A 6,894-nucleotide genomic window follows, 5' to 3' on the forward strand; every position below is an offset into this window, starting at 1 on the left:
CTATCCTCCTCCTTGCAAGGCGGCCCACATTTCCTGATCGCGCTTGTCGGTCCAGATCACGGGGTCGTCGATACCGGACGCTTCGTCGTAAGCGCGCGACACGTTGAACGGCAGACAGTGCTCGTAAATGGCAAAGCTCGAGAATTTCGGATCCATCACCTCGCGCGTCGCCGCCATCGATTCCTTTAAGCTGCGGCCCTTGGCGACCGAGATTTCGGCGGCACCATAGAGCGAGGTGACGAAGTCGCGCGTCATCGCGATGGCCTCGCGCACCGTGGCGGTGCCCTTCAGCGCATCGCCGCGGCCCGGCGCGATCGCCTTCGGATTGAAGTTGCGGATCTCGTTCAGCGTCATCGGCCATTCGCGCAAATGCGCATCGCCGCAATAGCAGGCCGAGTGATATTCGATGAGGTCGCCCGAGAACATCACCTCCGCATCCGGCACCCAGCCGACGATGTCGCCCGAGGTGTGGCCGGCGCCCAGCTGCATCAGGCGCACCTCGCGCTTGCCGAGATAGATCGTCATCTCGCCTTCGAAGGTCAGCGTCGGCCAGGTCAGGCCGGGAATGCTCTGCGCATCCTGGAACAGGCGCGGAAAGCGGCCGTACTCGGAATCCCAATCCTGCTGGCCGCGCTCCGCAATCAGCCGATGAGTCTCCTGCGAGGCGACGATGCCCTGCGCGTGATAGGCAGAGGCGCCCAGCACGCGCACGGCGTGATAATGCGACAGCACGACATACTTGATGGGCTTGTCGGTCACCGTGCGGACCCGCTCGATCACCTTGTTCGCCATGGCCGGCGTCGCCTGCGCGTCGAAGACGAGGCAGCCATCGTCGCCGACGATCACGCCGGTGTTGGGATCGCCCTCGGCGGTAAAGGCATAGAGATCGGTGCCGATCTCGGAGAAGGTGATCTTCTTCTCGGCGAGATCGCCGGTGGATGCGAAGTTTTTCGCCATCAATTCGTCCTTACCAGGTTATTGTTGCTGCTGTTGTTGCTGCTGACCGTCGATCATGCGGCGCTTGGCGAGTCCGATCGCCTCGCGCAGCACGTCGATGTCGCCGATATGATTGGCGAGGATCAGAACCAGCGCCGCGTCGAAATCGGCGCTCTGCTCCTCGGTTAGGCCGCGATGCGCCTCGACGATGGCGCGGAAGGCGTCGTCAGGGCGCGCGAAGTTCGAACTGGTGGAGAGCGGCATGCCAGACCTCAATACAAACCTTCGGCTCGCGCCAGCGCCGCCGCGATCGCTGAACGCGTCGGATGACGAAAGCGCGCCGCGACATAACCGTCGGGCCTCAGCAGGTAGGCGGCACCCGGCACGGCGCCGTAGCGCTTTGCGATTAGGCCCGAGGGATCGGCAAATTCACCGTCGGCGCCAATGCGGATGCCCTTGATACCATCAGGCGCATCGATCGGCGCGCCATTGCTGAACGACAGCAAGGTGAAATCCGTTCCACCCTTGCGGAAGGCATCCGTCAGATAGATCGGCTCGCCGGCGGACGTTGCGGCGGGCGCGTCGAGCATCGAACCGCCGGGCGGCGGTCCACCGCGCCACGTATCCGCATCAAGCGAGGACAGCGGCGTATCGTAGCTGCACGGCACCGACAGCCGACCGCCATTGACCATGCGCTTGCCGAATTCGGTCTCCTTGGCCAGCGACAGCACCGCCTTGCGCAACCGCGCCTCCTGATGCGAGTTCGGTGCCATGAAGTCGGTCGAGCGGGTGGATTCGCGGATGTTCTCGTCGGCCGCCATGCTGCGCTCGAGATGGTAGCTTTCGAGCAGGCTCGCAGGCGATTTGCCGCGCAGCACGCGGTCGAGCTTCCAGGACAGATTCTCCGCGTCTTCGAGTCCCGAGTTCGCGCCACGCGCACCGAAGGGCGAGACCTGGTGCGCGGAATCGCCGGCAAAAATGACGCGGCCATGGATGAAGCGGTCCATCCGCCGGCACTGGAATTTGTAGAGCGAAATCCACTCGAACTCGAACTTGTCATGGCCGAGCATGCGCGCGATCCGCGGCCGCACGTTTTCCGGCTTCTTCTCGAGGACCGGATCGGCATAGCGATTGAGCTGGAGATCGATGCGCCAGACATCGTCGGGCTGCCGGTGCAGCAGCGCCGAACGCCCGGCATGGAACGGCGGATCGAACCAGAACCAGCGCTCGGTCGGAAATTCCGCGGTCATCTTGACGTCGGCGATCAGGAACTGGTCCTCGAAGATCTGGCCGGCGAATTCCGCCCCGACCATCTGCCGCAGCGAGGAGCGCGCGCCGTCGCAGGCGACGACATAGCGCGCATTCAGGCGGTAGGCGCCCTCGGGCGTCTCGATCGTCAGCAGCGCGGATTCGTTGCGCTGCTCGAGCGCGGTCACCTTGTTGCGCCAGCGCAGGTCGATCTCCGGCAGCTCGTTGATGCGATCAACCAGATAGGCCTCGGCGTAATATTGCTGGAGATTGATGAAGGCCGGCCGCTTGTGACCGTCTTCGGGCAGGAGATTGAACTGGTAGAGCTGCGACTCGCCATGGAAGATCCGCCCCACACTCCACACCACGCCCTTCTCGACCATGCGGTCGCCGACGCCGAGCCGGTCCCAATATTCCAGCGAGCGTTTCGAGAAGCAGATCGCGCGCGAGCCCTCGCCGATGCGGTCGGCATCATCGAGCAGCACGACGCGCTGGCCGCGCTGGGCAAGATCGATCGCCAGCGACAACCCGACCGGGCCCGCGCCGACGATCACGACCGGATGCGCCGCGGGGCTCGAGCCGGGGCGGTCCTGATCGGGGTGACGGCGGTAGCCGAACTGGGTCTTGGCTTGAGCGGTCTTAGCTTGAGCGGTCTCGGCGTGAGGGGTATTGGCCGGCGCCATACACGAACCTCGGCTCTGGTCAGGACAGGATCGATCTGCTAGATAGTCTCACGTGCAACTATTTTGGACCGGAGCCGGCCGGCCGTCAACTGGAATTCGGAGGCGCTCTCCTTGGCGAGGACATCCAGCGACATCGCGCTCAAGGCGCGTGCGGCCGACGAGCGGCCAAAGCCGCGGCTCGATTTGTTCAGGTTCGTGCCGTTCCGCCTCAATCGGCTCGCCGCGGAGGTCAGTTCCGCGCTGTCGGTCGAGTATCAGGAACGCCACGGCCTCGACATTCCGGCCTGGCGCGTCATCGCCACGCTCGGCTTCCGCAATGATGCCTGCAGCGCGCAATACATTTCGCAATGCACCCGCACGCACAAATCCACCATCAGCCGCGCAGTGACGGCGCTGCTCAGCGACGGCCTGATCGAGCGGGTCGAGAACGAAGCCGACCGCCGCGAATTCCGCCTGCAACTGACCAGGAAGGGCCGCGCGCTCTACGAGGAGCTGTTCCCGCAATTGCTGCGGCGAGAGGACGAGATCCTCGCCTGCCTCTCGGCGCAGGAGCGCAAGCAGCTCTCGGCCCTGCTCGGCAAGATCGAGCAGAGCCTCGATCTGATCCAGACCAGCGAAGAGGCGGATGCGAAGCAGGCGTATTAGGGCGCCCACCCATAAGGCGCAGACGTCAGCTTTTGGGAGCCCGGTTGAGAAAACTTGGTAGGACCGTGACGGCAGCGAGGTATATAGCGATGCTCCTTGTGGCGTTTGCCGCAACTCGCGCATACGCCGCTGACATAGGTTATCTGGCTCCCCCTGGAGTCGCGGCAAACGAGTTTCCCTCACCGCAGCGTCCTGTCGCACGGATCGTCAGCCCGCGCCGCTCCGCCGAAGAGCGCCGCGACGCCCTCAATGAGGCCGGTCAAATCGCACGCGCTCTTGAACTGAAACCAGGGATGACTGTCGGCGACATTGGAGCAGGCAGTGGCTATCACACGGTCAGGCTCTCGCACCTCGTCGGATCCGCCGGCTCTGTCGTTGCCCAGGACGTCACGCGGGACTATCTCGTCGAACTCGCCAGGCGAACAAAACTTCTGAAGTTGACAAACGTGCAATTCGCGCTCGGCGAACCACACGACCCGCGTCTGCCCGCTTCCTCGCTGGACGCCGCAATCCTTGTGCATATGTATCACGAGATAGCCCAACCCTATGCCTTTCTCTACAATCTTGCGTCCGCCTTGAAGCAAGGTGCGCGGGTCGGAATTGTCGATCTTGAGCTTCCGACGTCGAAGCATGGCACGCCAATTGAGCTCTTGCGGTGCGAGTTGACCGCCGTCGACTATCGCGAGATCGCCACATATAAGCTCGCAGGGGGCGGAGGATACCTGGCGGTATTCTCTCCTCCGGAGCTAGCGGCTCGAAAATCTCCCCACGATATCGTTGCTTGCGGGGATCCTGCCGGTGCTCGTTGACATCGCGCCCGCCTCCCGTCTCAACCCATCCGACGAACTCTACGAGGAGCTGTTCCCGCAATTGCTGCGGCGAGAGGACGAGATCCTCGCCTGCCTCTCGGCGCAGGAGCGCAAGCAGCTCTCGGCCCTGCTCGGCAAGATCGAGCAGAGTCTCGATCTGATCCAGACCAGCAAAGAGGCGGATGCGAAGCAGGCGTATTAGGGCAGGCTGTCGCGAGCGGTTAGTAGATGAGAGGCGAAATGAATAGCCAAGAATTCGTTGAAGCCATCAAGCGCTATGTGAAGGATGCCGCAATCGAAGATACAATAGCCGGTCTGAAGAACCCTCCGGGTAGGAGTGTGCCGCTCCGAGAGCGGGCGTGCTCGGATTGGTACAACGGCCTACGACCGGAAGACGCTGATAACGTTAATCGCGTGATCGCGACATCAGTCCATCAAGCGCTGTTCGGGCTTCTTGCAGTGCTCGATGGCGTACGAACCATTGACGACGAAGCGGGACGGTTCGAGCTGACTTATGTTGGCGCGAAGCGGATCTTGCTCAACGATCAACAGGCCATTGGTCTACACGACCTCCTGAACGCCCCGAACTGAGCTGGTGGGTAGAGCGCCAGCGAAACCCATCCTACGAGCTGTCATTCCGGGGCGCCGCAGAGCGGCGAACCCGGAATGACGGCGACACCATCACCTCGCAAACGACCGCGTCGGCGGCAGATGCAGCGCCCAGGCATCGACCTCATCGCTGGCGCGCGGATAGATCTCGGTCACGATCGGATCGTGGCCGGGGATGAACCTGTCGGGATGGCCGGCGAGGCGCTCGATCGTGTCCCAGCCTTGCGCCATGTCGCCGACATTATAAACGATTGGGAACGGGCTCTTGCGCTGCAGATTGGCGTAATAATGCGCGGCATCGGAGGCCAGCACCACGGCGCCGCGCGCGGTCTCGACCTTCACCACCTGCAAGCCGTCGGAATGGCCGCCGACGCGGTGCACGGTCACGCCGGGAGCAACCTCGCCATCGCCGGAATAGAAGGTGACGCGCTCGCCATAGACGTGGCGCACCATCAGCGTCACATGCTCGACCGAGAACGGGTGGCGCAGCAGGCCGTTGCACATGCAGCGTCCGGTCGCGTAGGCCATCTCGCGCTCCTGCAGATGGAAGCGCGCGTTGGGAAAGCGGTCGAGATTGCCGGCATGGTCGTAATGCAGATGTGTCACGATGACGTCACGAATGGCTGACGCCGCGACGCCGAAACGCTCTAGCGCATCGACGGGATTGAGCGTGAGCTTGCGCGCCCGCGCGCTCGCCTCCTCGGCGTTGAAGCCGGTATCGACCAGAATGTCGCGGCCGTGCCCTCGAATCAGCCAGACGAAATAATCGAGGTCCTGCGCCGCGCTGTCATGCGGGTCGGGCAGGAGGAAGTTCATGTGGGGGGTGCGCGGCGACATCGTCGCATAGCGCAGGGCGTAGATCTCGTAGACGTTTCCCATGGGCTCGCTTTTTTTAGAGTTGGATCTTGGACGATCGCGCACACCAAGCCACCACCGGCAGGAAAGGTCAAACCCGGAGGCGAGGCTGCAATGTGAGATCGATCACGTCTTCACCCGCCCTGGCCGCGCTAAGGTCCGCCGGACAGCATCGAGGTACCGAGGACCGTCATGACAACACCATCCATTCCTCTCGCGGCATGCCCATCCGCTGCGGTCCATCATCGGGATAAGGTCGAATCTCCAAGCGGTTGACGCCCTCCGTCCCCGGTTTGATAATGAGGTAAGCGTAAGTTAAGGTCGCCGCGGCGCAAGCTGGAACGGCGCCTTTTGGCTGGACCGCGCTGATTATGAAAATTCGCTTCTTTATTCTTCTGCCCTTGCTGATCTCGCTCGTCCCGACGGCCCCCTCGCTTGCGGCCGGCGACCGTTTTGCGCTGGTCATTGGCAACGCCAAATATCCGGATGCGGATGCCCCGCTGAAGGAACCGATCAACGATGCGCGCGCCGTCGCCGACGAGCTCAAGCGCGACGGCTTTTCGGTCGAACTCGGCGAGAATCTGACCGGCGACGCCATGCGCCGCGCCTTCGACAAGCTCTACGGCAAGATCAAGCCGGGCTCGGTCGCGCTGGTGTTCTTCTCGGGTTTCGGCATCCAGTCCGCGCGCCAGAGCTACCTGCTGCCGGTGGATGCGCAGATCTGGACCGAGTCCGACGTGCGCCGCGATGGTTTCAGCCTCGAGACGGTCCTCGGCGAGCTCAACACCCGCGGCGCCGGCGTCAAGATCGCGCTGGTCGATGCGTCCAGGCGCAACCCGTTCGAGCGCCGGTTCCGCAGCTTCTCAGCGGGCCTGACCCCGGTGATCGCCCCGAACGGCACGCTGGTGATGTACTCGGCGGCGCTGGCCTCGGTGGTCTCGGACGCCGGCGGCGACCGCAGCCTGTTCGTCCAGGAGCTGCTGAAGGAAATCCGCGTTCCCGACCTGATGGCCGAGGAGACGCTGAACCGCACCAAGATGGGCGTCACCCGCGCCTCGCGCGGCGAGCAGGTGCCGTGGATTTCCTCGTCATTGGCCGAAGACTTCTCG

At 63.4% G+C, this 6,894-nt stretch carries 8 protein-coding genes and 1 pseudogene; 5 read left to right on the forward strand and 4 right to left on the reverse strand.

All coding sequences use genetic code 11. The features are described from left to right. Genes XF30_RS01890 through XF30_RS01900 form a run of 3 tightly spaced genes read right to left on the reverse strand, consistent with a single transcriptional unit; the run spans position 1 to position 2,867 of the window. Positions 1-957, reverse strand: coding sequence for an MBL fold metallo-hydrolase (locus tag XF30_RS01890; protein ID WP_036031359.1), 957 nt, complete (start codon positions 955-957; stop codon positions 1-3). A gap of 18 nt (positions 958-975) precedes the next feature. Then, complete coding sequence (locus XF30_RS01895) at positions 976-1,200, reverse strand: DUF2783 domain-containing protein (RefSeq protein ID WP_025032749.1); 225 nt, start codon at positions 1,198-1,200, stop codon at positions 976-978. Between the two features lie 8 nt (positions 1,201-1,208). Next, entirely contained in the window at positions 1,209-2,867 is a 1,659-nt protein-coding gene (locus tag XF30_RS01900) for an FAD-dependent oxidoreductase (RefSeq protein ID WP_109141774.1), read from the reverse strand. A gap of 111 nt (positions 2,868-2,978) precedes the next feature. Between XF30_RS01900 and XF30_RS01905 the strand changes: the two genes are divergently transcribed. From XF30_RS01905 to XF30_RS01920, 4 genes and pseudogenes are all read left to right on the forward strand, one after another. Beyond that, entirely contained in the window at positions 2,979-3,512 is a 534-nt protein-coding gene (locus tag XF30_RS01905; protein WP_057030293.1) for a MarR family winged helix-turn-helix transcriptional regulator, read from the forward strand. 89 nt (positions 3,513-3,601) lie between these two features. Further along, positions 3,602-4,321, forward strand: a complete 720-nt coding sequence (locus XF30_RS01910) for a class I SAM-dependent methyltransferase (protein ID WP_036016344.1) — start codon at positions 3,602-3,604, stop codon at positions 4,319-4,321. Positions 4,322-4,358: 37 nt separating this feature from the next. After that, positions 4,359-4,523, forward strand: a pseudogene (locus XF30_RS01915) (MarR family winged helix-turn-helix transcriptional regulator); the annotation flags it as partial. 38 nt (positions 4,524-4,561) lie between these two features. After that, positions 4,562-4,912, forward strand: a complete 351-nt coding sequence (locus XF30_RS01920) for a hypothetical protein (RefSeq protein WP_036030648.1) — start codon at positions 4,562-4,564, stop codon at positions 4,910-4,912. A 90-nt stretch (positions 4,913-5,002) separates the two neighbouring features. Here XF30_RS01920 and XF30_RS01925 read toward each other — a convergent pair whose 3' ends face one another. After that, on the reverse strand, positions 5,003-5,809 hold the full coding sequence (locus XF30_RS01925; protein ID WP_109141775.1) for an N-acyl homoserine lactonase family protein: 807 nt from the start codon (positions 5,807-5,809) through the stop codon (positions 5,003-5,005). A gap of 347 nt (positions 5,810-6,156) precedes the next feature. Between XF30_RS01925 and XF30_RS01930 the strand changes: the two genes are divergently transcribed. After that, positions 6,157-6,894, forward strand: a 738-nt coding sequence (locus XF30_RS01930) for a caspase family protein (RefSeq protein ID WP_146207781.1), incomplete at its 3' end; no start/stop codon positions are given.

Source organism: Bradyrhizobium sp. SUTN9-2 (assembly GCF_003122645.1).
GTDB classification, from domain to species: domain Bacteria; phylum Pseudomonadota; class Alphaproteobacteria; order Rhizobiales; family Xanthobacteraceae; genus Bradyrhizobium; species Bradyrhizobium yuanmingense.

Excerpts from the sequence above, each read along its gene's own strand:
- XF30_RS01895 (WP_025032749.1), bottom strand. The coding sequence starts at position 1,200 with ATGCCGCTCTCCACCAGTTCGAACTTCGCGCGCCCTGACGACGCCTTC.
- XF30_RS01920 (WP_036030648.1), top strand. The coding sequence starts at position 4,562 with ATGAATAGCCAAGAATTCGTTGAAGCCATCAAGCGCTATGTGAAGGAT.
- XF30_RS01900 (WP_109141774.1), bottom strand. The coding sequence starts at position 2,867 with ATGGCGCCGGCCAATACCCCTCACGCCGAGACCGCTCAAGCTAAGACC.
- XF30_RS01925 (WP_109141775.1), bottom strand. The coding sequence starts at position 5,809 with ATGGGAAACGTCTACGAGATCTACGCCCTGCGCTATGCGACGATGTCG.
- XF30_RS01910 (WP_036016344.1), top strand. The coding sequence starts at position 3,602 with ATGCTCCTTGTGGCGTTTGCCGCAACTCGCGCATACGCCGCTGACATA.
- XF30_RS01890 (WP_036031359.1), bottom strand. The coding sequence starts at position 957 with ATGGCGAAAAACTTCGCATCCACCGGCGATCTCGCCGAGAAGAAGATC.